Raw genomic sequence first — 21716 nt, forward strand, 5'->3', positions numbered from 1 at the left:
GCACCGAGCCGTGCGGTCACCCGGATAATTATGATCCGTTGCGCATGGTGAGTGCTGGGTATGAAGCCGGTGGCTCCTCCATGCCGGAGGCGCGCTGCCGTGTCCGTGTGACCCGTACCGATCCCGTACCGACCGTGCGTACTTGGAGGTGAACCGCCGTGGCACTCTCGATTTCGGCGGTGGTGCTGCTGGCGATCATCGTCATCCTGCTCGTCAGGAAATCCGGGCTCAAGGCCGGACACGCGGTGATCTGCGTGCTGTTGGGTTTCTATCTCGCCAGTTCGTCGGTCGCCCCCACGATCAACGATCTGACCTCCAATGTCGCCGGGATGATCGGGCAGCTCAAATTCTGAGCCGCGCGCCCCGCCTTCCCTGTGGCCCCGCTCGCCATGCCCCGTCTGTCTCATATCCCCCACATCCCGCGTACCCCGGGAACCCCTCGCTGCGGAGTGCGGTACCGCAGGCGTCGTAGGCTCGGGGTATGACCGCTGCGTTTCCCCCGGGGGCGGCCCCCGGCTCACCGGCCGCCCCCGCGCCGGCCGTCCCCGAGCGCCGTCTGCTGCTGGTGCACGCGCACCCGGACGACGAGTCGATCACCACTGGCGCCACCATGGCCAAATACGCGGCGGAGGGCGCCCACGTCACCCTCGTCACCTGCACCCTGGGCGAGGAGGGCGAGGTCATCCCGGACGGGCTGGCACACCTGGCGCCCGACCAGGACGACACCCTCGGCCCGCACCGCGTCGGCGAACTGGCCGCCGCCATGCGCGCGTTGGGCGTCACCGACCACCGCTTCCTCGGCGGACCCGGCCGCTACCGCGACTCCGGCATGATGGGCGCCCCCACCAACGACCGCCCCGGCTGCTTCTGGCAGGCCGACCTCGACGAGGCCGCCCGCCTGCTCGCCGCCGTGCTGCGCGAGGTGCGCCCCCAGGTCGTCATCACCTACGGCCCCGACGGCGGCTACGGGCACCCCGACCACATCAAGGCCCACCGTGTGACCATGCGCGCCGTCGAACTCGCGGCCCAGGAGAGCGGCACCGCCAAGGGCGGCACCGCGAAGGGCGGCACGGGGACGGGCGGCACCGGCGGGGGCGGCGCGCCGCACCAGGTGCGGCGCGTCTACTGGAACGTCGTCCCGCGCCCCGTCCTGGACGAGGGCTTCGCCCGGCTCCGCGCCGCCGCCGACGACGGCGAGGTGTTCCCCTTCCCCGGCTTCGCCGGCGAGACCGGCCTCGCCCGGCCCGACGACGTGCCCGGAGTGGTGGAGAGCGCCGACGAGGTCGACGTCACGGTGGACGCCCGCGAGTACCTGGCGGCCAAGGCGGCGGCGATGACCGCCCACGAGACCCAGATCTCCGTACGGGCCACCTCGTACGGCCCCTGCTTCGCCCTCTCCAACGGGCTGGGCCAGCCGATGATCGGCACCGAGTTCTTCCAGCGCGCGGACCGCGACGGCGGCGGACCGGCCGGACACGAGGACCTGTTCGCCGGGGTGGAACTGTGAGCGCGGTGAGCCCGGACACCGGGGAGTGGGGCGCGTACCCGCGCGGGCAGGGCGCCCGGATCGCGGTCTACGCGGCCCTCGTGGTGCTCGGCCTGCTCACCGGCGCCGCCGGAACCCTCGTCCAGGACGGCTGGTTCCCGCTGGGTCTGCTGCTCGCGCTGGCCGCCGCCACCGGCCTCTTCTGGGGCGGCGCGAAACTGTGCCGCACCAAGGCGGGGGCCGCCGCGCCGGGCGCCGGGTGGGTGGTCGCGGTGCTGCTGATGACGTCCTCGCGGGCCGAGGGCGATTTCCTCTTCGCCGCCGGACTCGCCAGCTATGTCTACCTGTTCGGCGGCATGCTCGCGGCTGTGATGTGTACCACCATTGCGCTGCCGGCGCCACCCGTGCCAGTGCGCAAGAACCGCTGAGAGGGCCGCCAGCGGGACGATTCCGTGGTCGCGGGGCCCCTGCCCGGTGCCCCCAGTACAGTGGTGCCGCCGGCGAGCCGCCTTCGGGCCAACGGGAAGACGGCGAATCCATCCGGGAGTACCTGCTTTGAGTCGTGAAACTGACAGTTCGTCCTCCGGGCCCAAGAGGCACGGCACCTCGTCGTACCCCTCGGGGACGGAGCCGTACGGTGCCTCGGGCCCCGGCGCGGACCAGGCCGGCCGCGGAGCCGACCCGGCCGCCGGTGCGAAGGCGGACGAGCCGAAGACGGAGACGACCCTCACCACCCGCATCCGCATCAACATCCCCGGGTCACGGCCGATCCCGCCCGTGGTGATGCGCACCCCGGTGGGAGACGACAGCGACGGGGGCAAGCCCGGCAGAGCCGACAAGGGCACCGCCAAGAGCGACAAGCCCGCCCCCGATCTCGCCGCGGGCAAGCGGGCCACCAGCGGCAACAGCGCCTCCGCGGCGTCCCCTTCGCCCGCCGCGCGCCCGGGCGGCACGTCCCCGGCCGCTCCCGCCGGCCCGGCCGCTCCGGCCGCCCCGGGCACCGCCTCCGCCTCCGCGGCCTCCGGGGGTGGCAGCGGCGCGGGCGGCAAGGGTGCCGAGGGGGACTCCGGGTCCGAGGAGAAGTTCACCCAGCAGACCAGCGACTGGTTCGCGCCGCGCAAACCGCCGCGGAGCGCCTCCTCGTCCTCGTCGGCGCCGTCCCCGGCGACGCCCTCGTCCCCGGCCTCCTCGGCCCCGCCGTCCCCGGCGACGCCCTCGTCCCCGGCCTCCTCGGCCCCGCCGTCCTCGCCGTCGCCCCAGGGGGCCGGAGGCGCTTCCGGCCACGGCACGGAGACCACGGGCACGCACGGACTGCCGGGCACGGCACCCGCGTTCCCGGGCGCCGCCGGCCCGATGGACACCCCCGCCGAGGGGCGCCCCGGATCGACCCGGGCGGCCCCGGGGCCCCACCACGGGACCGGCCACCGGCGAGATGTCCCTGCCCTCGGTCCCGGGCGCTCCCGGACCGCTCTCCGCCCCCGGTGCTGGTGCCGAAGCCGGTGCCGGTGCCTACGGCGCGGGCCAGGGCGGCACCGGGCCGGACGCCTACGACCGGGGACCCGGCAACGGCACCACCGACGGCCCCGGCGGCCATGTGCCGGGGGCCGGCGCGGACTTCGGGCCGGGCGTCCCCGGCCACGGCCCCGGCGGACCGGGGGCAGGCCCCGCTGACACCCCGGTGGCCGGTACGCCGATCGTGCCGGGTGCGGGTGCGGGTGCGGGTGCCGGTGCGGGTGCCGGTCCTGGTGCTGCTGCGGGCGGGCCGGGTGCGCCGGGCGGGCCGGGTGGACCCGCGGACGAGCCGCCCGCGGCCTCGACGCTGGGCCTGGGCACCGGTCCTTCCCCGTTCGCGCCCGACGCCGCGGCCCCCGGCGGCGGGGCGCCGCTGTCGAGCGACACCATGGTCAGCGGCGTCCCCCGGCCCGGATCCGACGGTGGCTCCGCCGCCCCCCCGCCCGGCCCGTCGTCCCCCGCCCCGGCCACGGGCTCCCAGGGCTCGAAGGACGGGCCGACGAGCGGGACGAAGAGCGAGAAGAAGGGCGGGAAGAAGGGCGGGAAGAAGGCCGCCGAACCGGCACGCAGGAGCGGGCGTTCCAAGCCGGCGCTGCTCGGTGCCGCGGTCGTCGTCGTCCTCGGTGTCGCCTACGGCACGGGCCTGCTGCTCGATCACGCGGACGTCCCCAAGGGCACCACGGTGCTCGGCGTCGAGATCGGCGGGCTGACCAGGCACGAGGCCGTCAACAAGCTGGACTCCGAGCTGGGGGACCGGACGGAGGAACCGTTCAGGATCAAGACGGCCGGCGGCCTGACCGAGCTGAAACCCGGCGTGGCGGGGGTGACCCTCGACACCGAGGCCACCGTGCGCGCGGCGGCGGGCCGGGACTACAACCCGGTCTCGGTCATCGGTTCCCTCTTCGGCCGGTCCCGGGAGGCGGACCCGGCGGTGAAGGTGGACGACGCCAAGGTGCGGGCGGCGCTGCGGCCGGTGCTCGCCAAGGCCGAGGGGAAGTCGCCGTCCGAGGGGATGGTCAGGTTCACCGGCGGCAAGGCCGTCGCGGTCAAGGGCACACCGCACAAGGCCGCCGACATCGGCAAGGCGCCCGCCGCGCTGGAGAAGGCGTTCGAGCGGCGCGCCACCACCGGCAGGAACGAGCCGGTGCAGCTGCCCGGCACGACGCGCAGGCCCAAGGTGACCGACGCGGAGCTGGACAAGGCCGTCAACGGCTTCGGCCGTACCGCCATGTCCGGCTGGGTGTGGCTCAAGGCGGGCGACGTGAAGGTGCCCTTCAGCCAGAAGACCATCGGCACCTTCCTCACCATGCGGGCGGCCGGCGACAGCGGGCGGCTCCAGCCGGTCATCGACCCGGCGAAGCTGAAGGAGACCTACGGCTCGGCGTTCGACAACGTGGTGGTCAAGGGCGGCGCCGGCACGGTGAAGATGACGCCCGAGCACGCCGCCGCCGCCATGGTGCAGGCCCTGCGCGAGAAGGCCCCGCCCGAGCCCGCACAGCGCGTCGCCGAGGTCCCCGGAGCCGTCTCCCGCTGAGGCCCGCGAACCGGACGAAGGGCCGCCCCGCCACCGCGCGGGGCGCCCCTTCGGGTGGGGCGCCCCTTCGGGTGGGGCGGAGTGGGGCGGTTGCGCGTCCGGAATCTTCCTCCGGCGGGCTGCCGGGCCAGTAGGGTGCCCGGCGTGAACGATGCCACCCGTCCCCCGCGCTCCTTCCGTCTGCTCGTCACGGGGGGAGGTACCGGCGGTCACACCTACCCGGCGCTCACCGCGGTCCGTACGTTGCAGGCCCGGCTGGCAACCGACGGCCGGGCGCTCGACGTCCTCTGGATCGGCACCCCCGACGGGCTGGAGGCCCGGGTCGCCCCCGCGGAGGGCATCGCCTTCACGACGGTCGCGACGGGCAAGATCCGCCGTTCCGCCAATCCGCTCAAGATGATCTCCCCGGCGAACGTCAAGGACATGGCGCGCGTGCCGCTCGGTGTTGCCCAGGCGCGGAAGGCGGTGAGCGACTTCAGGCCGGATGTCGTCCTCGCGACCGGCGGGTACGTCGCGGTCCCGGCCGGCCTCGCTGCCCGGCTGTGCCGCGTCCCGCTGGTGCTGCACGAGCAGACGGTCCGGCTCGGGCTCGCGAACCGGAAGCTCGCCGGGTCCGCGACGCGGATCGCGGTGTCCTCGGAGTCGTCGCTGCCGCTCCTCCCGGAGGCGGTACGGTCCGCGGCGGTCGTCACGGGGAACCCGGTGCGGCCGGAGGTGCTGAGCGGGCACGCGGACAAGGCGGTCGCCGCGCTCGGGCTGAGCGGCTTCGACCGGCGGCTCCCGACGCTCTACGTCACCGGCGGCGCGCAGGGTGCGCAGCAGATCAACAACGTGGTGCGGGACGCCCTCCCGTGGCTGCTGGAACGGGCGAACGTGGTGCACCAGTGCGGGCCGGGGAACGTCGAGAGCCTGCGCGCGGGCGCGGCCGGTCTCCCGGCCCACCTCGCCGGGCGGTACCACCTCACGGGGTTCGTCGGGCCGGAGTTGCCCGATGTCCTGGCGCTCGCCGACGTCGTGGTCTCGCGCAGCGGCGCGGGGACCCTCGCGGAGTTGACCGCGCTCGGCAAGCCGGCCGTGTTCGTCCCCCTCGCCTCCTCGGCGGGGAACGAACAGGCCCACAATGCCCGGCACTTGCAGGAGGCGGGCGCGGCCATCGCGCTGGAGGGCGAGGTCACCGCGGACCGGCTGCGGGCCGCTCTCGGACCGCTCCTCACGGACCCCGCACGGCGGGTGGGCATGGCGGAGGCGGCCCGTTCCCACGGACGCCCGGACGCGGCGGACAGGCTGGTGGACGTGCTCCTGTCCGCCGCGTCCGGCTGACCGGCCCGGCCTGTTCTACGGCAGGTGTCGAGGGGCGCCGTCCTGGATGAGACGGGCGACGTCGGCGAAGACATCCGGCTCCTTGCCCCAGGGGTCGGGGACGTCCCGGTCTACGAGGTACAGGGTGAGTTTCGGTGCGGTCGCCTTGTCGGCGAGGCCGCGGAGGGTGGTCAGGTTCGCGGTGTCCATGGCGAGGACTGTGTCGCGTGTTCGGTGAGAACTGTGGCGAACCGAGCTTTGTCGCCGCACGCCGTGGCCGCCTCCCGGGATGGCAGCCAGGTCGTGACACCGAGATCCGCGAGCGGTCGGCGGAGACCGAGCAGCCGCGGGAGTTCCCGCTCGACGGTTGAGAGGACGGCGTCCGGCCTGGCCTTCGCGCAGAGGCGGAGCATCTCGGCGCGGTACGCCGCGTCCGTCACCGGGGGGAGGATGTGCGGGGTGACTTCCGGGAGGAGGAGCCCGGGCGCGTGCGGGTTCGAGTCGGCCGCGAGGACTTTGCAGCCGAGCCGCTGGAGGGAGCGGGCAAGGTCGAAACCGGGGGCTCCACCGAGACCGGTGACGAGGATGCGCTTCGGCATGCCAGTCACCGCCCTGAGGGGACCGCGAAAAGGGCTGACGGCGCGTCCGGGACGGCGCGAGGTGGGCGGGCGGCATGCGGATTGCGCACGAGCGGCGCCCACCGGTCGGGGCTGCGGCGGTACCACTCCGCGGTCTCGGCGAGCCCGTCCTCCAAGCGGCGTTCGGGGCGGTACCCGAGCTGGGTAGCGGCCTTCGTCGAGTCGATCGAGTACCGCAGGTCATTCGCCGGCCGGTCGGGGATGTAGGTGACCGCCTCCTCCGGCGCGCCGCAGATGCGCAGGAGGTGATCCGTCAGCTCCCGACTGGTGAGATCCGTGCCGCCGCCGAGGTTGTAGACCTCGCCGGGGGCGCCCCCACGCAGCACCGCCTCGATGCCGGCGCAGTTGTCTTCGACGTGCAGCCAGTTGCGGACGTGTTCACCCCGGCCATGGAGGGTGACCGGCTCGCCGCGCTGCAGGCGGGTGAGGAACAAGGGGATGATCTTCTCGGGGTGCTGGTACGGGCCGTAGTTGTTCGAGGAGCGCGTCACACACACCGGCACGCCGAACGTCTGCCAGTACGAGAGGGCGACGAGGTCGCTGGATGCCTTCGACGCGGCGTAGGGGACGGACGGGCGCAACGGGAACTCTTCGGTGGCCGTTCCCTCAGGCAGCGGGCCGTAGACCTCATCCGTTGAGACGTGCACGAACTTTCGCCCCTTGTGCCGCAGCGCGGCGTCGAGGAGCGTGTGCGTGCCGTGTACGTTCGTCGCCAGGAACGCGCCGGCGGCGAAGAAGGAACGGTCGACGTGGGACTCTGCGGCGAAGTGCACGACTGCGGTGTGCGTGGCCATCAGCTCGTCCACGAGTTCTGCGTCGAGGATGTTGCCCTGCACGAAGGTCAGTTTTTCGCTGAGGAACGCCGTCCCGAGGTTCTCGATGCGGCCGGCGTAGGTGAGCGCGTCAAGGACGGTCACTGTGGTGATGTCCTCCGCGCGGATGATGCGCTTCACGAAGTGCGAGCCGATGAAGCCGGCCCCGCCGGTCACGAGCATGTGTTCCATGGATGCCTCCCTGGAGGGAAGGAGACGGCGTCGGCGTTCACCGCGCCGTTGGGAGTTGCCAAGTCGATCGGCCTGATGTGACTCACCATGAGCGCTGAGGCCGGACGGCAGGAGGCACCCGGGCTGCTTCCGCATACGGCGTGCGAGGCCCGCATACGGTGTGCGCCCGTACGCCCCTCCCGGCGCCCTTGGGTTGGCGCTACGGTCGTCGTCCCGCCCCTCGGTGCCGCTGGCTCGGTTGGTGCAGGAGACGGCGAGTGCGCGCGCGGACTTCCGCGCCGCCCGGTACACCGACCTCGGCCGCGTCCTCCCCGGTCTCCTCGCCGCTGCCTCGGCGACCTGGGATGAGGCGAGCGGGCATGAGCGGGAGAAGGCTGGCGTTGCCCTCGCTCGCGCGTACGTCCTCGCGGCAGAGCTGGCGCTCAAGCAGCACAGTGACGCGGCCTGGGCCGCCGCCGACCGGGCGCTGAGCGCGGCACGTGCCTCCGGCCACCCGGTGCCGATCGGCGAGGCATCCCGGGTACTGGCGATCACGATGCGCCGCTCGGGGAACTGTCCCTCCGCTGTCAGGCACCTCACCCGTGAGGCGCAGGAACTGGATACGGGGCAGGCGCAGACGGCCGCGGTCCGCACTACGCTCATGCTCACCGCGGCGTACAGCGCGGCAACCGGAGGGGACCGTACCGCCGCTCTCGATCTCCTCGGTGCGGCCGAGGAGGAGACCACGCGCCGCGAAGCCGCGGTGCCCTCCGGCCTGTTTACTGTCGATGCGACACGCACGCAGGTCGACGTCTACCGCATCGGGGTCTTCAACGCGCTCGGCACTCCGGACGAGGGCATCGAGGTGGCGCGGCGGATCACCATCGACAGCATGCCGACGCCGGAGCGCCGCGCCCGCGCCTGGACGGACACCGCCCGCATGTGGCACGCCCTGCGGGACGGGAAGCAGACGTTCGCCGCGCTGCGGCGGGTCGAGCAGGAGGCACCGCAGGAGGTGAGGCGGCCGGCGCTCCGCGCACTGACCGCCGATCTTCTCTACGCCCCGGCGCGCGTACCCGGCGTACGGGAGTTCGCGGTCCGCACGGGCGCCCTCTCGGCCTGACTCCTCGTCCACCCGGGGCGGGCGCGGGCGGAGGAGACGACGGTGAGTACGCCGGCGGTGATGCGTACCTTGTGCCAGGCCTGGTCGATCGGCAGCTCGGCCGAGGGGGTCCGGGGCAGCCATATGGGGTGCCCGGTGCATGCGACGGCCACGGGGAAACCGCCCACCGCGCGGGGCGCCCCCTCGTGTGGCCGGAGTGGGGTGGGGGGCGTGGGTGTCATGTGGGTGCATGTGACATCTGTCAGCTTCGGTTCACGACGGCCGACACTGCCGCGGGACCGGGCTGACCAGGGAGTCTGGGGGCATGACATCGACGCACGGAACGGCGCCCGCGGTGGAGTTCACCGCGGCCGGCAAGACCTACGGCGCCGTTCGGGCCCTCGACGGCCTGAACGTCCGCATCCACCCCGGTGAGACCGTCGCCCTTCTGGGCCCCAACGGGGCGGGCAAGTCCACCACGCTCGACCTGCTGCTCGGGTTGCGCAATCCGGACCCCGGCGGCCGGGTGCGGCTGTTCGGCACGACGCCGCGGCAGGCGGTCACCGACGGCCGGGTGGGCGCGATGCTGCAGTCCGGCGGTCTGATGGAGGGGGTGCGGGTCCGTGAACTGGTCGCGCTGGCCTGCGATCTGCACCCGCGCGGCTACCCCGTCGACCAGGTGCTGGAGGCGGCCGGGCTGACCGGGATCGCCGAGCGGACGGTGGGCAAGCTCTCCGGCGGCCAGGAGCAGCGGGTGCGGTTCGCGCTGGCGACCGCGGGCGCGTCCGATCTGCTCGTCCTGGACGAGCCGACCACCGGCATGGACGTCACTGCGCGGCGCTCCTTCTGGTCGGCGATACGGTCCCAGGCCGCCCGGGGCCGTGCCGTGCTGTTCGCCACGCACTACCTGGAGGAGGCCGACGAGGTCGCCGACCGGGTGCTGGTCCTGCACCGCGGGCGGCTGCTCGCCGACGGCAGCGCGGCCGAGATCAAGGCCCTGGCGGGGGTGCGCCGGGTGAGCTTCACGCTGGAGGCGGTGCCCGACGGGATACGGGAGGCCCAGTTGCGCGCCCTGCCCGGGGTGAGCGAGGTGGAGCTGGCCGGGGCCGCCGTACGGATGCGCTCGTCGGACGCGGACGCCACCGTGCACGCCCTCTACGCGCTGGGGCTCTACCCGCGCGGGCTGGAGGTCACCGGACTGGGGCTCGAGCAGGCGTTCGTCGCCCTCACCTCCCGCGCGGAACAGGGCGGCGAACAGACCGGCGAGCGCAGTGGCGGGCAGGCGGGCGAGTGGACCGGCTCCGCACCGTCCTCAGCCCCGCACGGCACCACCACCCCCACCACCGACAACGCACACCACAAGGCGGCCACCAAGTGAAGACCCTCGTCCGGCTGGAGATCACCCGCACGCTGCGCAACAAGAAGTTCATGTTCTTCTCGGTGATCTATCCGCCCGCGCTGTACCTGATCATCGCCGGCCGGAACTCCACCGCGGAGATGCCCGGACTCGCCATCGACATGAAGCTCTACTACATGGTCGCGATGGCCGCCTTCGGCGCGATCACCGCCGTCCTGATGGGCAACAGCGAACGCATCGCCAAGGAGCGGGAGACGGGCTGGGTACGGCAGTTGCGGCTCACGGCGCTGCCGGGACGCGGCTACGTCACGGCGAAGATCGCCTCGGCCGCCACCGTCAGCCTGCCCTCCATCCTGCTCGTCCTGGTGACCGGCGCCGCGGTGATGGGGGTGCGCCTGGAGGCGTGGCAGTGGGTCGCCGTCGCCCTGTGCTCGTGGGCGGGCAGCTTCGTCTTCGCCGCGCTGGGCGTGGCCATCGGCTACCTGGCCACGGGGGACGCGGTCCGGCCGATCACCATGCTGTGCTACTTCGGACTGGCCTTCATGGGCGGGCTGTGGCTGCCCTCCTCCAGCCTGCCCGGCTGGGTGCAGGACATCGGCGAGTGGCTGCCCACCCACGCCTACATCGCGCTCGGCCAGGCGGTCGAGGCCGGGGACGCCCCGCACGCGGGGGACGCCGGGCTGCTGCTGGCCTATCTCGTACTCTTCGCCTCAGCCGCCGCCTGGCTCTACCGGAAGGACACACGCACGGCATGACACGGGCTCCCCTCCAGGTCCCGCTCGTCGGGGACACCACCGAGACCGCACGCCAGAAGTGGGCCAAAGCCGTCATGATCGCGGTCTGGATGGTCTTCCTCGGCGGACCGGTACGGGACCTGTGGGCGGGCGGCCACAGCGCACCCGCGGTCGCGGCGGCGGCCACCGGGCTGGCGTGCTTCGTCGCCTCCTACGCCGGCCTCGTCTACCGGCACACCCGCACCCCGCTGCCGGGCCGTGCCGTGCACACCCTCCTGGGCGTCCTCTACGTCCTCGCCCTGGTCCTCTCCCTCACGGCGGGCGAGGTCTGGCTCGTGCTGTTCGTCTACGTCGCCGTCGCCACCGGCGCCGTGCTCCCGGCGGCGCGGGCGGTGTGGGGTGTGGGGGCGTGCGTGCTGGCCCTGGCGGCGGTCGGCACGCACTTCGGGGCGCGCCCCTGGTGGGGCGCGTGGACCTCGCTGGTCGTCCCCTGCCTGCTCGGCGGGTTCGCGCTGATGTCCGCCCGCAAGACCGTGCGCACGCTGCGGGAGCTGCGGGAGGCCCGCGCCGTGGTGGCCCAGCTCGCGGCCAGCGAGGAACGGCTGCGGCTCGCCCGCGACCTGCACGACCTGCTGGGACACTCGCTCTCCCTCATCACGCTCAAGAGCGAGCTGGCCGGGCGCATGCTGCCCGGCCGGCCGGAGCTGGCCGCAGCCCAGGTCGCCGACATCGAACGCGTCAGCAGACAGGCCCTCGTGGACGTCCGCGAGGCCGTCAGCGGGTACCGCCGCGCGACCCTCGCCGTCGAACTCGCGGGCGCCCGCACCGCGCTGGAATCAGCCGGCATCACCGCCGACCTGCCCCTCCTGCCGCCGGACGAGCGGCTGGAGCCCGACCAGGAGGCGGCCCTCGCGTGGGCGCTGCGCGAGGCGGTCACCAACGTCGTACGGCACAGCGGCGCCGCCCGCTGCACGGTCACCCTGGAAACCGGTGCCAGCGGCGGCACCGGCACCACCGATGACAGCCATACCACCGGCACCACCAGCACCGTCGGCGGCATGCGGGACGGCGGTGGCAGCCGGGACGGCGGTGGCGCCGGAGACGGCCGGAAGGGGAACCGGCTGCGTCTGACCGTCGCCGACGACGGCAAGGGGCCCTCCGGCGCGGGCAGCGAGGGCAACGGGCTGAGCGGGCTGCGGGAGCGGCTCGCCCTCGTCGGCGGCTCCCTGATCACCTCCGCCGGAGCCGCGGGGGGCTTCACCCTGACGGCCACGGTGCCCTCAGTACCCTGATGCGCGTGATCACACTGCTGCTGGCCGAGGACCAGGTGATGGTCCGCGAGGCACTCGCCGCGCTGCTGGGCCTGGAACCGGACCTCGCGGTCGTCGCCCAGGTCGGCAGGGGCGACGAGGTCGTGGCGGCGGTGGCGGCGCACCAGCCGGACGTGGCGCTCCTCGACATCGAGATGCCGGGGCTGAGCGGGCTCGACGCGCTGGAGGGCCTGCGGGCCGCGCACCCGGCGCTGAAGGTCGTCATCCTCACCACCTTCGGCAGGCCGGGCTATCTGCGGCGGGCCATGGAGTCGGGGGCCGACGCCTTCCTGGTCAAGGACGCCCCGGCGGCCCAACTCGCCGACGCCGTACGCCGGGTGCTGGCGGGCGAGCGCGTCATCGACCCGGGGCTGGCCGCCGCGGCGCTCGCCCAGGGCGCCAGTCCGCTGACCGACCGGGAGCGCGATGTGCTCGCCGCCGCCCGTGCGGGCGCGGGCAACGCCGAGATCGCCGCCGCCCTGCACCTGTCCCATGGGACGGTCCGCAACTACCTGTCCACGGCCATCCAGAAGACCGGTGCCCGCAACCGCGCGGAGGCGGTCCGCATCGCGCGCGACAAGGGCTGGCTGTAGAACCGGATACCCGGCACAGGGGGGCGGGCGTGGCCCGTCAGGGGCGCGAGGAACGGCGTGCCCCGCCACCAACCGCGGCCCGGCGGCTCACGGCCCGGCGGCCCGCGACGGACAGCGAGGGCCACCCCCTCACAGCACGAGCCAGGCCGGGCCCCGCCCTCACCGGGCCCCCGCCCTCAGTTCAGCCGGGCCCGCGCGGCCCGCGCGGCGCGGCGCATGTTCTCGGCCGCGTTCGGCTCCATCGCCGCGATCACGTCGGCGTACTCCTCCATCTCCCGCGCGCCCCGGACGAAGTCGCCGCGCTCCACCAGCAGTTGGGCCCGTTCGAAGCGGAGCCTGCCGGGGTGGTGCGGCAGCAGCAGGGACAGCTCGACCGCCCACAGCCGCACCCCCACCTGCTCGGGGCGGCGGCCGGCCCAGGCCCGGATGTTGTTGAGGACGCGCAGTACCGTCTCCAGCGGGCCGGCGGGCTGGAGGGAGGCGGCCGTCACCGGTGCCCCTCCGGTGGCCCCGGCGACCAGGGCGGACAGCTCCTCCTCGCCCAGCAGCCTGCCGCCCCCGAACGGGTCGGCCAGCACATGGCCGCCCAGGGACGCCCTCCCCGCGCCGGCCGGGGGCGGGTCGCCGAAGCCGACGACGAAGTGCCCCGGCAGGGCCACCCCGTAGACGGGGGCGCCGGCGCGGCGGGCGACCTCCGTCCAGACGACGGACAGCAGGATGGGCAGCCCGCGTCTGCGCCGCAGTACCCGCGGCAGCAGGGAGGACTCCAGCCGCTGGTAGTCGGAGGCGGTTCCGCCGAATCCGAGCCGGTCGCCCAGCAGCCGTTCCAGGGCGCGCGCCCACTGCGCGGGTGTCCGGCCCCGCTCGTACGGCACCATGCCGGCCAGCCGGTCGAGTTCGGCCTGCCCCTCGTCCACGATGCGGTCGATCTCCGCCTCCGCGGCCCCGTCCGACTCCCCCGCACCGGTCGGTGTACCGGCCTCATCCGGCCTGCCCGCCTCACCGGGCTCGTCCGTCGCGTCGGGCTCGCCCGCCTCATCCGGCTTGCCCGTCGAGTCTGTCCCTCTGACGCCCGGCTTCCCCGTGCCCGTCGTCCTGGGCTCCGTCTTCCCCGTGCCCGCCGTCGTCGCGTCCGTCTTCCCCGTGCCCGGTCCGCCCGTGCGGCCCCGCGGCTGGCTCAGCTGGGCCTCGGCGCCGATCAGCAGGCACAGCAGCGCCAGGTCGGGCCGCTCCTCGCGGGCCGCCTCGGCGAACCGGCGCCGCAGCGGGCCGTACTCCTCCCACGGGCCCGGCCGCCCGCCGGCGTGTCCCTCGCGCCGTCCGTCGTCGTGTCCGTCCCCGCCCGCCATCTCAGTCCTGCGGGGCGCGGAGGTAGTGGTACGCGTGGTGGTCGGCGAACCCGAGCCGGTCGTAGAGGGCGCGGGCGGGCGCGTTGTCCCGTTCGACCTGGAGGTAGGCGGCGGAGGCCCCCTCGGCGAGCGCGGCCCGGGCCAACTCGGCCATCACCGCCCGCGCCAGTCCCTGACGGCGCCGCTCGGGCGCCACCTCTATGGCGGCGAACCCGGCCCAGCGGCCGTCCACCACGCACCGCCCGATCGCGGCGGGCGGTGCGGCCTCGCCGGCGTCCTGGTCCTGGACGGTGGCGAACCACACCGAGGGGCCGCCGCGCAGCACCTCGCGCGCCTCGTCGCCGAGGCCGCCGGCCGCCGCGCGGTTGTAGAGCGCGGTCCACCGCTCGTCGGGCACCCGGTGCAGCAGGACCCTGGTGTCCGCCTCCCGGTCCGCCAGCGGTGCCAGGGCGCCGACCCGCATGACCGCGTGCCTCTCCTGGCGCCAGCCGCGCTCGCGCAGCCGGCTGTCCAGCAGCGCGTCCTCCTGGGCCACGACCTGCATCCGCGCGGGCAGTCCGCGCTCGCGGTACCAGGCGCCGACCTGCTCCAGGGCCGCGTCCAGCGGCAGGTCCGGCTCGCCCAGCGGGAGCACGGAGTTCGCCCGCCGGGTGAAACCGGCGGCGGCGCGCAGCGTCCACCCGCCCAGCCGGCGGGACTCGGCCGGCGGCCAGCCCCGGGCCGCCACGGTGACCAGTTCCGCCACGTCGGCCGCCGGGATCCCCCGGCGGCGTGCGGGCGTGCGGGGCACGGTCTTCCCAGCGACCATCGACGCCTCCTCGATCTCGACCTGCCCACCATCGCGCCGCGTGATCCTGAGCACGCCACCGGTCCAGGATGTGAGAATGCCGAGCGTGTCCGTGAACCGCCCGCGCCCTCGTGAGGCACCTGTCAACGACCGCACCGACACGCGTTTCCCCACGTCGGAGGGGGTGATGCGGACCTCCAGACGTCCGCCCGTGGTGAATTCCACAGCTGTACCCGCCCCTCCTGTTCGTCTTGTGTCCGGGAACGGAGATACTAGGTGTGGGCATCGCCGCCGTCCGAAGCGAAAGAGCGCTCCCGCGCGCCCGCGGCGGAGCCGGTGCACCGGCCCGCCAGCCCTAACGAGGAGGAACGACAGCGTGACGTACGTCATCGCGGAGCCTTGCGTCGACCTTAAGGACAAGGCTTGCATCGAGGAGTGCCCCGTCGACTGCATCTACGAGGGCCAGCGGTCCTTGTACATCCACCCGGACGAGTGCGTCGACTGCGGTGCCTGCGAGCCCGTCTGCCCGGTCGAGGCCATCTTCTACGAGGATGACACTCCCGAGGAGTGGAAGGACTACTACAAGGCGAACGTCGAGTTCTTCGACGACCTCGGCTCGCCCGGCGGCGCCAGCAAGCTCGGCCTGATCGAGAAGGACCACCCGCTCATCGCCGCGCTCCCGCCGCAGGAACACGACGAGTGAGCCGGCCGGAGTGAGCGACGCGTGAGCTGCGAGTCGTGACTCCCGCGCGGTCCCGTACAGCGGTTCTCCCGGCCCGCGGTACGGGACCGCGGCGTTTTTCCCCAGCCGTACCGGCCGCCCCAGCCGCACCGGCCGCCCCAGCCGTACCGGCCGCCCCGCGCTCCGCACCCGGCCGGTGCGGGGCGGCCGTGAGAAAGTGAGCCAGCCCCATGCCCCCCGTCTCCGACCGCCTCCCGGCCTTCCCCTGGGACCGCCTCGCGCCCCACAAGGCGACCGCCGCCGGGCACCCCGACGGCATCGTCGACCTGTCCGTGGGCACCCCCGTCGACCCGGTGCCGCCGCTGATCCGGCGTGCGCTCACCGAGGCCGCCGACACCCCCGGCTACCCCACTGTGTGGGGGACGCGGGCGCTGCGGGACGCGCTCACCGGCTGGTGCGAGCGCCGTCTGGGCGCACGCGGGATGACGGACCGCAACGTGCTGCCCGTCGTCGGCTCCAAGGAGTTCGTGGCCTGGGTGCCCACCCAGCTCGGCCTCGGCCCCGGCGACCGGGTGGCCTTCCCCCGGCTCGCCTACCCCACCTACGAGGTCGGCGCGCGCCTCGCCCGCGCCGAGCCCGTCGCCTACGACGACCCCCTCCGGCTCGACCCCGAGGGGCTCGGGCTGCTGTGGCTCAACTCGCCCTCCAACCCCACCGGGGAGGTGCTCCCTCCCGAGAAGCTGCGCGCCGTGGTCGCCTGGGCCCGGCAGCACGGGATCCTCGTCCTCAGCGACGAGTGCTACCTGGAACTCGGCTGGGAGGCCGACCCCGTCTCCGTCCTCCACCCGGACGTGTGCGGCGACTCCCACGAGGGCGTCGTGGCCGTCCACTCCCTCTCCAAGCGCTCCAACCTCGCCGGGTACCGCGCCGCCTTCGTCGCCGGTGACGCCACCGTGCTCGGTGAGCTGCTGGAGATCCGCAAGCACGGCGGGATGATGACGCCCGAGCCCGTCCAGGCCGCCACCGTCGCCGCCCTCGGGGACGACACGCACGTCGCCGAACAGCGCGAGCGCTACCGCGCCCGGCGGACCGCGCTGCGCGGCGCGCTCGAAGCCGCGGGCTTCCGCATCGAGCACAGCGAGGCCTCGCTGTACCTGTGGGCCACCCGTGACGAGCCCTGCTGGGACACCGTCTCGCACCTCGCGGAGCGCGGCGTCCTGGTCGCGCCCGGCGACTTCTACGGGCCCGCCGGCGCCCGCCATGTGCGCGTCGCCCTCACCGCCACGGACGAGCGCGTCACCGCCGCGGTGCACCGCCTCAAGGGCTGACACCGGCGGCGCGCCGGCCCGGCACGGTGCCGTCGCCGGGGGCCGCGGGGCCGGACACGCCGAAGGCCGCCCGGACCCGACGGGGTCCGGGCGGCCTTCGCCTGCGTGCGGCCCGGTTCAGCGGCCGATGGGCAGTCCGCCGAGGGTGGGGAGAGCCTTGCCGGCGGCCTCGCCCACGAGACCGGTCGCCTCGCCCGTGGGGTCGTTCGCGAGCGACTGCGCGGCGGGCGCCGCCGCCTTGCCCGTCGTGCCGAGGACCTTGCCGGCGGCGGGCACGCCCTTCTCGACGGCCTTGCCGCCCACCCGGCCGGCGACCTCGGTGGTCTCGCGGGACGCCCTGTCCAGGGTGTTGCCGACGTTCTCGCCGTCCAGGTCGGTGCTGAGCCCGCCCACGGGGCTCGCGGGCAGGTTCACGGCGCTGGCCGCACCGGCGGCACCGACGACGGTGGCAGCGCCGGCTGCCGTCAGCAGCGCGGTGCGGGCGATCCGGCGCGTGAGGGCGTGGGACATGGTGCTCCTTTGACGGAGAGGGGTCTTGGCTTGTCAGCGGATGTCGGCCGGGGTCGCCCGGTCGGACGCTGTGCCTATCGCCCGGGACGCCGTTCAGGTTGCGGGGTGCGCGGGTAAAGGATTGGCAATCCAGGTTTGCCGCACAGTGCGCCAAACTGGGCATTCACCGCAGGCGGTTGACCTGTACCGGAGGAGCCGAAACGGGCCGCTGCCAGCGATGTTCGACCGCCGCGTTCACCCCTCGCGGCGACCGCCGCCCGGGGGAAGCGCACCCCCTGCGGTGGACGGCTTCCCCCTCGCGGGGGAGCCCTGGCACTAGTGACCGGCGAGCAGCAGCTGAACGGCGCCGCCCCCGCGCCGGGAGCCGGATCCGTCGCCCTTGGCGTCCTTGGTGTCCTTGGCGCCGGTCGCGCGCCAGCCCTCCGCGGAGCGGGCCGCGCTCCACCGGCGGCCGTCGTAGGAGATCTGCCGGATGTGCAGGGCGGCGGCGTTGGCGACCGCCCAGTGGGCCAGCTCCCAGCCCTGCCGGCGCTGGCGCGCGGGGACGGACACGACCGGTGCCGACCCGTTACGCACCGCGGGGTACGCGGCGTCCGGGTGCGCGGCGTCCGGGTGCGCCGGGCTCCGGCGCGCCGTGCCGTCGTCGGCGCCCCTCCCCGCGGAGGCGTCCCCCCGGGCGGAGGTGTCCACCGCGCCGGTGCCGTCCGTGAGGACGTCCCGTCCGAACTCCCGGGCGAGCCGCTCGCGTACACGCTCGGGGTCGCCGGGCTCGTCCGGGTCCAGTGTGCCCGCGGTGCAGGTGAGCGCGGCGGCCTCGCGTCCGGTGAGCGCGGCCGTCAGCAGCGTCGCGTCCGCCTCGTGCTTGGCGTACGCCTGCGGGTATCCGCTGCGCTGGACCCGCTGGGCCGCCACGGTCAGCGGGAGCCGCGAGTAGCCGGGGACCTCGACCAGGTGGTCGTAGAACCTGTCCGACGCGTAGACCGGGTCCTGGATCTGCCGGGCGTCGCCCCATCCCTGGGAGGGGCGCTGCTGGAAGAGGCCGAGCGAATCGCGGTCGCCGTGGGCGATGTTGCGCAGATGGGACTCCTGCATGGCCGTGGCCAGGGCTATGGTCACCGCCCGTTCGGGCAGCCCGCGCCGGGAGGCGACGGCGGCGATGGTGGCGGCGTTGGCGGCCTGCAGGGGCTTGAGTTCGTAGCCGTGCGAGGCGCCGGAGGGGCTTCCCGTGGCCCGCACGGTGCAGACCGCCCCGTCCTCACCCGTCAGCCCGCGCACCGCGACATAGGCGACGACGGCGAGCAGCACGGCGCAGGCCACGGCGGTCCTGGGCGTCCTGCCGCGGCCCGCCGGGCGGGGCGTGCGGTCGGGCACACGCGCACGGCGGTCCTGTCGTGAGTGGGGCACGGGCCCCAAGGTAGCCGCTGGACAGAAGGCAGCCGGTGGACAGGAGGGCGCGTCCGGCCCGGGGCGCGCCGCCCGGCACGGTGCGGGCGCCGTAGGGTGGTGCCATGCCCAACAGCGCACTCGACCTGCGACAGGACGCCGCCCGGCTCACCGCGCGGCTGGTGGACCTCCCCTCCGAGAGCGGGAACGAGAAAGCGCTCGCGGACGCCGTCGAGGAGGCCCTGTCGGCGCTGCCCCACCTGAGCGTCGACCGGTACGGCAACAACGTCGTCGCCCGCACCCGGCTGGGCAGGGCCGAGCGCGTCATCCTCGCGGGGCACCTCGACACCGTGCCGATCGCGGACAACGTGCCCTCCCGGCTGGACGAGGACGGCTTCCTGTGGGGCTGCGGCACCAGTGACATGAAGGCGGGCGTCGCGGTGCAGTTGCGCATCGCGGCGACCGTGCCCGGACCCAATCGCGACCTGACGTTCGTCTTCTACGACAACGAGGAGGTCGCCGCGCACCTCAACGGCCTCGGGCATGTCGCCGAGGCCCGTCCGGACTGGCTGGCGGGCGACTTCGCCGTCCTGCTGGAGCCGTCCGAGGGCCGGGTCGAGGGCGGCTGCCAGGGGACCTTGCGGGTACACCTGCGCACCCGGGGCACGCGGGCGCACTCCGCGCGGAGCTGGAAGGGCGTCAACGCCATCCACGCGGCCGGTCCCGTCCTGGAGCGGCTCGCGGCCTACGAGCCGCGGCGGCCCGTCATCGACGGCCTGGAGTACCGGGAGGGCCTCAACGCGGTCCGCGTCGAGGGCGGGGTCGCGGGTAACGTCATCCCGGACCTGTGCACCGTCACCGTCAACTACCGCTACGCGCCCGACCGCGACGAGCGGCAGGCGCTCGACCATGTGCGCGAGGTGTTCGCCGGGTGCGGGGTGGCCGAGATCGAGGTGGACGACAGCTCGCCGGGGGCCATGCCGGGCCTCACCCAGCCGGCCGCGCGCGCCTTCCTGGAGGCGGTGGGCGGTGAGCCGCTCCCCAAGTACGGCTGGACGGACGTCTCCCGCTTCAGCGCCCTGGGCGTACCCGCCGTCAACTACGGCCCCGGCGACCCCAACCTCGCCCACAAGAGGGACGAGCGGGTCGAGGTGGCGCTCATCACCCACTGCGAGGAGCGGCTGCGGGACTGGCTGACCGGCTAGCCCCGGCCGGCGCCCCGGGGGCGTCTTCCCCGCTGGTCGGCGTCACCTTCCGGCCAGGAGTTGGCCGTCCGCCGGCTGCCCGGTTTCCCTACGGCCTTCCCCTTGGTCCGCATACCCTGAAGCGGAAGATCGCTGACGGAAGGAGCGCCGTATATGACCGACAAGACCGGCAGGGAGCCGAAGGAGCAACGGCTGGGCCCTGTCGTGCGCCGCCGCGACCAGGTGCAGCCTGGGACGACCGACCAGCGCCTGCTGGACACAGCCGGCCCCTCCGACTTCGTCCACCAGGACCCCTGGCGGGTGATGCGCATCCAGTCCGAGTTCGTGGAGGGCTTCGGCGCCCTGGCCGAACTCGGGCCCGCCATCAGCGTCTTCGGCTCGGCGCGCACCCCTGTGGACGCGCCCGAGTACGACGCGGGCGTACGGATCGGCAAGGCGCTGGCCGAGGCGGGGTTCGCGGTCATCACCGGCGGCGGCCCCGGCGCGATGGAGGCCGCCAACAAGGGCGCGCTGGAGGCCGGCGGCACCTCGGTGGGGCTCGGCATCGAGCTGCCCTTCGAGCAGGGCATGAACCCTTACGTCGACATCGGCATCAACTTCCGGTACTTCTTCGTCCGCAAGACGATGTTCGTCAAGTACGCCAGCGGGTTCGTGGTGCTGCCCGGCGGACTGGGCACCCTGGACGAGCTGTTCGAGGCGCTGACCCTGGTGCAGACGCAGAAGGTCACCCGCTTCCCGATCGTGCTGTACGGCACCGGGTACTGGAAGGGCCTCACCGACTGGGTGCGCGGCTCGGTCGTCGGCACCGGAAAGGCGTCCGAACGCGACCTGGAACTCTTCCACGTCACGGACGACATAGAGGAGGCCGTCACGCTGGTCACCAAGGAGGTCGGCGGCTAGCCCCAGGGCCCGTACCCGGCGCGGCTCAGGCCAGCCCCCGGCGGGCCACCGCGACAGGACGGTGGCCCGCGATGGAGGCCACCATGTCCAGCACCTGCTTGGTCTCGGCCACCTCGTGCACCCGGTAGACCCGCGCCCCCAGCCACGCGGAGACGGCGGTCGTGGCCAGGGTGCCCAGCAGCCGCTCCTTGACGGGGCGGTCCAGGGTCTCGCCGATGAAGTCCTTGTTGGACAGCGAGACCAGCACCGGCCAGCCCGTCTCGGTGAGCCGGCCGAGATGCCGCGTCGCCTCCAGCGAGTGCCGCGTGGACTTGCCGAAGTCGTGCCCCGGGTCGATGAGGATGCCGTCCCGCCGCACCCCGAGGTGCACCGCGCGCTCGGCCAGCCCCAGCGTCACCCGCAGGATGTCCTCCACGACTCCGCTGGGTCCCGTGCCGTCCGCGTCCCCGGCCGGCTCGTACGCCCTGCGGTGCGGGCGCGTCCGCGGCTCGGCGCCGCCCGCGTGGGTGCACACCAGCCCGGCCCCGTGGCGCGCGGCGACCTCGGCGAGCCTCGGGTCCACCCCGCCCCAGGCGTCGTTGAGCAGGTCGGCGCCCGCCTCGCACACCGCCTCGCCCACCTCGTGCCGCCAGGTGTCCACGCTGATCACCACGTCCGGCCAGCGCCGCCGCACCTCCGCGACGAAGCCGACCGTGCGCCGCGCCTCCTCCTCGGCGCTCACCTCGTTGCCGGGACCGGCCTTCACCCCTCCTATGTCGATGATGGCGGCGCCCTCGGCGACCGCCTGCTCCACCCGGTCGAGCGCCGGTTCGTCGCGGAAGGTGGCACCGCGGTCGTAGAACGAGTCAGGGGTCCGGTTGACGATCGCCATGATCACCGGTTCGTGGTCACCGAACTCGCGCGTGCCCAGCCGCAGCATCGACCGTCCTTCTTCCTGTCGGCGGTGCCCCACCTGCCCGCCCCTCGCGTGGCCCGTGCACCGATTTCCCGCCGCCGACCATAGCTGTCGGTGGGCCGTGGCACG

The 21716-nt window shown here is 74.2% G+C and carries 22 protein-coding genes; 14 read left to right on the forward strand and 8 right to left on the reverse strand.

Features of this window, described 5'->3' with window-relative positions; all coding sequences use genetic code 11:
• The first annotated feature begins 158 nt into the window (after positions 1–158).
• The 5 genes from FM076_RS21845 (at position 159) to FM076_RS21865 (ending at position 5852) form a co-directional block, all read left to right on the forward strand.
• The gene (locus tag FM076_RS21845) at positions 159–353 is read left to right on the forward strand and encodes a hypothetical protein (RefSeq protein ID WP_173872673.1); all 195 of its coding nucleotides are present in this window, start codon (positions 159–161) and stop codon (positions 351–353) included.
• A gap of 128 nt (positions 354–481) precedes the next feature.
• On the forward strand, positions 482–1507 hold the full coding sequence (mshB, locus tag FM076_RS21850; protein ID WP_173872674.1) for an N-acetyl-1-D-myo-inositol-2-amino-2-deoxy-alpha-D-glucopyranoside deacetylase: 1026 nt from the start codon (positions 482–484) through the stop codon (positions 1505–1507).
• Between the two features lie 5 nt (positions 1508–1512).
• Positions 1513–1914: a DUF6113 family protein gene (locus tag FM076_RS21855; RefSeq protein ID WP_428814962.1), complete on the forward strand. Its 402-nt coding sequence runs from the start codon at positions 1513–1515 to the stop codon at positions 1912–1914.
• A 1004-nt stretch (positions 1915–2918) separates the two neighbouring features.
• The gene (locus FM076_RS21860; protein WP_173872676.1) at positions 2919–4532 is read left to right on the forward strand and encodes a hypothetical protein; all 1614 of its coding nucleotides are present in this window, start codon (positions 2919–2921) and stop codon (positions 4530–4532) included.
• Positions 4533–4676: 144 nt separating this feature from the next.
• On the forward strand, positions 4677–5852 hold the full coding sequence (locus tag FM076_RS21865; protein WP_173872677.1) for a glycosyltransferase: 1176 nt from the start codon (positions 4677–4679) through the stop codon (positions 5850–5852).
• Between the two features lie 15 nt (positions 5853–5867).
• Here FM076_RS21865 and FM076_RS21870 read toward each other — a convergent pair whose 3' ends face one another.
• From FM076_RS21870 to rfbB, 3 genes are read right to left on the reverse strand one after another with little or no spacing between them, the layout of a single operon-like run.
• A complete protein-coding gene (locus FM076_RS21870) occupies positions 5868–6041 on the reverse strand; it encodes a hypothetical protein (RefSeq protein WP_173872678.1) in 174 nt (57 codons plus the stop codon).
• Positions 6023–6430: a hypothetical protein gene (locus tag FM076_RS21875; protein WP_173872679.1), complete on the reverse strand. Its 408-nt coding sequence runs from the start codon at positions 6428–6430 to the stop codon at positions 6023–6025. Before FM076_RS21875 ends, FM076_RS21870 begins: the two co-directional genes overlap by 19 nt.
• A 5-nt stretch (positions 6431–6435) precedes the next feature.
• Positions 6436–7473, reverse strand: a complete 1038-nt coding sequence (gene rfbB / locus FM076_RS21880; protein WP_173872680.1) for a dTDP-glucose 4,6-dehydratase — start codon at positions 7471–7473, stop codon at positions 6436–6438.
• 241 nt (positions 7474–7714) lie between these two features.
• Here rfbB and FM076_RS21885 point away from each other — a divergent pair, with 241 nt between their 5' ends.
• The 5 genes from FM076_RS21885 (at position 7715) to FM076_RS21905 (ending at position 12548) form a co-directional block, all read left to right on the forward strand.
• Positions 7715–8575, forward strand: a complete 861-nt coding sequence (locus FM076_RS21885) for an XRE family transcriptional regulator (protein WP_243274596.1) — start codon at positions 7715–7717, stop codon at positions 8573–8575.
• Positions 8576–8879: 304 nt separating this feature from the next.
• Positions 8880–9932 (forward strand): ABC transporter ATP-binding protein, encoded by a 1053-nt coding sequence (locus FM076_RS21890; RefSeq protein WP_173872681.1) that lies wholly within the window; start codon positions 8880–8882, stop codon positions 9930–9932.
• Complete coding sequence (locus FM076_RS21895) at positions 9929–10666, forward strand: ABC transporter permease (protein WP_173872682.1); 738 nt, start codon at positions 9929–9931, stop codon at positions 10664–10666. Before FM076_RS21890 ends, FM076_RS21895 begins: the two co-directional genes overlap by 4 nt.
• Positions 10663–11937 carry a sensor histidine kinase gene (locus tag FM076_RS21900; RefSeq protein ID WP_173872683.1) on the forward strand — a complete coding sequence of 425 codons (1275 nt, stop codon included), beginning with the start codon at positions 10663–10665 and terminating at the stop codon, positions 11935–11937. Before FM076_RS21895 ends, FM076_RS21900 begins: the two co-directional genes overlap by 4 nt.
• A complete protein-coding gene (locus tag FM076_RS21905; RefSeq protein ID WP_173872684.1) occupies positions 11937–12548 on the forward strand; it encodes a response regulator transcription factor in 612 nt (203 codons plus the stop codon). Before FM076_RS21900 ends, FM076_RS21905 begins: the two co-directional genes overlap by 1 nt.
• Positions 12549–12724: 176 nt before the next feature.
• Here FM076_RS21905 and FM076_RS21910 read toward each other — a convergent pair whose 3' ends face one another.
• Together FM076_RS21910 and FM076_RS21915 are read right to left on the reverse strand one after the other, a co-directional pair.
• A complete protein-coding gene (locus FM076_RS21910) occupies positions 12725–13897 on the reverse strand; it encodes a transglutaminase family protein (RefSeq protein WP_428814964.1) in 1173 nt (390 codons plus the stop codon).
• Position 13898: 1 nt separating this feature from the next.
• Positions 13899–14909: a GNAT family N-acetyltransferase gene (locus tag FM076_RS21915; protein WP_173872685.1), complete on the reverse strand. Its 1011-nt coding sequence runs from the start codon at positions 14907–14909 to the stop codon at positions 13899–13901.
• A gap of 151 nt (positions 14910–15060) precedes the next feature.
• Here FM076_RS21915 and fdxA point away from each other — a divergent pair, with 151 nt between their 5' ends.
• The gene (gene fdxA, locus FM076_RS21920) at positions 15061–15387 is read left to right on the forward strand and encodes a ferredoxin (protein WP_016469573.1); all 327 of its coding nucleotides are present in this window, start codon (positions 15061–15063) and stop codon (positions 15385–15387) included.
• A gap of 209 nt (positions 15388–15596) precedes the next feature.
• Complete coding sequence (gene dapC / locus FM076_RS21925; protein WP_173872686.1) at positions 15597–16694, forward strand: succinyldiaminopimelate transaminase; 1098 nt, start codon at positions 15597–15599, stop codon at positions 16692–16694.
• A gap of 117 nt (positions 16695–16811) precedes the next feature.
• Here dapC and FM076_RS21930 read toward each other — a convergent pair whose 3' ends face one another.
• Together FM076_RS21930 and FM076_RS21935 are read right to left on the reverse strand one after the other, a co-directional pair.
• On the reverse strand, positions 16812–17204 hold the full coding sequence (locus tag FM076_RS21930; protein WP_173872687.1) for an ATP-binding protein: 393 nt from the start codon (positions 17202–17204) through the stop codon (positions 16812–16814).
• A 315-nt stretch (positions 17205–17519) separates the two neighbouring features.
• On the reverse strand, positions 17520–18575 hold the full coding sequence (locus tag FM076_RS21935; RefSeq protein ID WP_428815168.1) for a heavy metal transporter: 1056 nt from the start codon (positions 18573–18575) through the stop codon (positions 17520–17522).
• A gap of 137 nt (positions 18576–18712) precedes the next feature.
• Here FM076_RS21935 and dapE point away from each other — a divergent pair, with 137 nt between their 5' ends.
• Complete coding sequence (dapE, locus tag FM076_RS21940) at positions 18713–19792, forward strand: succinyl-diaminopimelate desuccinylase (protein WP_173872688.1); 1080 nt, start codon at positions 18713–18715, stop codon at positions 19790–19792.
• A gap of 153 nt (positions 19793–19945) precedes the next feature.
• Complete coding sequence (locus FM076_RS21945) at positions 19946–20692, forward strand: TIGR00730 family Rossman fold protein (RefSeq protein ID WP_173872689.1); 747 nt, start codon at positions 19946–19948, stop codon at positions 20690–20692.
• 25 nt (positions 20693–20717) lie between these two features.
• On the opposite strand, the gene folP is transcribed toward FM076_RS21945, so the two are convergent.
• Positions 20718–21611 carry a dihydropteroate synthase gene (folP, locus tag FM076_RS21950; protein ID WP_173872690.1) on the reverse strand — a complete coding sequence of 298 codons (894 nt, stop codon included), beginning with the start codon at positions 21609–21611 and terminating at the stop codon, positions 20718–20720.
• Positions 21612–21716 lie beyond the last annotated feature (105 nt).

It is taken from the genome of Streptomyces albus subsp. chlorinus (assembly GCF_013302895.1).
Classification (GTDB): domain Bacteria; phylum Actinomycetota; class Actinomycetes; order Streptomycetales; family Streptomycetaceae; genus Streptomyces; species Streptomyces chlorinus.

What these genes read in the sequence shown, in the direction of transcription:
- mshB (WP_173872674.1), top strand. Translation starts at nt 482, where the DNA reads ATGACCGCTGCGTTTCCCCCGGGGGCGGCCCCCGGCTCACCGGCCGCC.
- FM076_RS21860 (WP_173872676.1), top strand. Translation starts at nt 2,919, where the DNA reads ATGTCCCTGCCCTCGGTCCCGGGCGCTCCCGGACCGCTCTCCGCCCCC.
- FM076_RS21870 (WP_173872678.1), bottom strand. Translation starts at nt 6,041, where the DNA reads ATGGACACCGCGAACCTGACCACCCTCCGCGGCCTCGCCGACAAGGCG.
- FM076_RS21875 (WP_173872679.1), bottom strand. Translation starts at nt 6,430, where the DNA reads ATGCCGAAGCGCATCCTCGTCACCGGTCTCGGTGGAGCCCCCGGTTTC.
- rfbB (WP_173872680.1), bottom strand. Translation starts at nt 7,473, where the DNA reads ATGGAACACATGCTCGTGACCGGCGGGGCCGGCTTCATCGGCTCGCAC.
- FM076_RS21890 (WP_173872681.1), top strand. Translation starts at nt 8,880, where the DNA reads ATGACATCGACGCACGGAACGGCGCCCGCGGTGGAGTTCACCGCGGCC.
- FM076_RS21900 (WP_173872683.1), top strand. Translation starts at nt 10,663, where the DNA reads ATGACACGGGCTCCCCTCCAGGTCCCGCTCGTCGGGGACACCACCGAG.
- FM076_RS21905 (WP_173872684.1), top strand. Translation starts at nt 11,937, where the DNA reads ATGCGCGTGATCACACTGCTGCTGGCCGAGGACCAGGTGATGGTCCGC.
- FM076_RS21910 (WP_428814964.1), bottom strand. Translation starts at nt 13,897, where the DNA reads ATGGCGGGCGGGGACGGACACGACGACGGACGGCGCGAGGGACACGCC.
- dapC (WP_173872686.1), top strand. Translation starts at nt 15,597, where the DNA reads ATGCCCCCCGTCTCCGACCGCCTCCCGGCCTTCCCCTGGGACCGCCTC.
- FM076_RS21930 (WP_173872687.1), bottom strand. Translation starts at nt 17,204, where the DNA reads ATGTCCCACGCCCTCACGCGCCGGATCGCCCGCACCGCGCTGCTGACG.
- dapE (WP_173872688.1), top strand. Translation starts at nt 18,713, where the DNA reads ATGCCCAACAGCGCACTCGACCTGCGACAGGACGCCGCCCGGCTCACC.
- FM076_RS21945 (WP_173872689.1), top strand. Translation starts at nt 19,946, where the DNA reads ATGACCGACAAGACCGGCAGGGAGCCGAAGGAGCAACGGCTGGGCCCT.
- folP (WP_173872690.1), bottom strand. Translation starts at nt 21,611, where the DNA reads ATGCTGCGGCTGGGCACGCGCGAGTTCGGTGACCACGAACCGGTGATC.